This window comes from Halorhodospira neutriphila, assembly GCF_016584055.1.
Classification (GTDB): Bacteria; Pseudomonadota; Gammaproteobacteria; order Nitrococcales; family Halorhodospiraceae; genus Halorhodospira; species Halorhodospira neutriphila.
On record NZ_NRSH01000253.1, the window covers coordinates 1 to 1186 of the forward strand.

Here is a 1186-nt window from a genome sequence, read left to right on the forward strand (position 1 = left end):
CCTCGCCGAGGGCCGCGGCGGCGTCGGCCATGTCGGCGACTCGCCGCCAGCGCTCGCCGGGGCCGGGGGCCCAGGCCGGCCGCTGCAGGGCGAGCAGGGGAGTGCCGGTGCGCGCGCTCGCCGCCGCGGCGTTGGCCGAGATGCGCGCGGCGAAGGGGTGGGTGGCGTCGACCAGGGCCTCGATCTGCTGCGCGCGCAGGTAGGCGGCGAGCCCCTCGGCGCCGCCGAAGCCGCCGCGGCGCGCGGGCAGATCGGGCAGCCGGGGGGCACGGGTGCGCCCGGCGACGGAGTAGGTCGCGGCGAAGCGCCCGTCGCCGGCGAGGCGCTGGCCCAGCGCCAGGGCCTCGCCGGTCCCGCCGAGGATCAGGGTGCGCAGCGGCCCGGCCGTCACGGCGTTGCCTCTTGCGGCGCCCACGGGGCGGCGCCGGCGATGCCGCCGTCGCGGTCGAAGAGCAGGACCTCGAGGTGGCTGCGCCCGGGGTCGATGAGCCCCAGGGCCGTGCGCTGGGCGGCGCGGGCGATGGCGTCGCCCAGGGGCAGCCCCGCCGCCCGGGCGTGGCCGGCGGCCTCGGCGACGGTATTGGCACCGGCGATCCGCGCCCGGCACGCCGGGTCGGCGCCGAGGCCGGCGGCCATCTCCGCCAGCGCGCCCAGGTCGGCCTGCCCCCGGCGCGAGTGCAGGTCCAGGAAGCCCTGGGCGAGCTTGGCCATCTTGGCGATCCCGCCGGCGAGGGTGATCCGGGGCACGGGGTGGCGGCGCAGGTACTTGAGCGTGCCGCCGGCGAAGTCGCCCATGTCGATCAGGGCCTCGTCGGCGAGGGCGTGGTGGGCCCGGACGGCCTGCTCCGAGGTGCGGCCGGTGCTGGCGGCGATGTGGGCCACGCCCGCCGCGCGGGCGACGTCGACGCCGCGCTGGATGCTGTGGATCCAGGCGGCGCAGGAGAAGGGCACCAGCACGCCGGCGGTCCCGAGGACCGACAGCCCCCCCTCGATGCCGAGGCGGGGGTTGAGGGTCTCGGCGGCGAGGGTCTCGCCGCCGGGGATGGCGATCTCCAGCTCGACGTCGCCGCCGGCGCCGAGGGCGGCGGCCGCCTCGCGGATCGCCCCTGCGATATAGCCCCGCGGCCCCGGGTTGATGGCCGGCTCGCCGACGGCCACCGGCAGGCCGGGGCGGCGGACGGTGCCG

At 79.7% G+C, this 1186-nt stretch carries 2 protein-coding genes; both read right to left on the bottom strand.

The features are described from left to right. On the bottom strand, positions 1–391 hold a 391-nt coding region (locus tag CKO13_RS12270), incomplete at its 3' end, for a precorrin-6A/cobalt-precorrin-6A reductase (RefSeq protein ID WP_200261423.1). Continuing rightward, positions 388–1186 (bottom strand): cobalt-precorrin-5B (C(1))-methyltransferase CbiD (cbiD, locus tag CKO13_RS12275; RefSeq protein ID WP_200261425.1); only part of this gene is annotated, 799 nt, incomplete at its 5' end. The genes cbiD and CKO13_RS12270, both read right to left, overlap by 4 nt.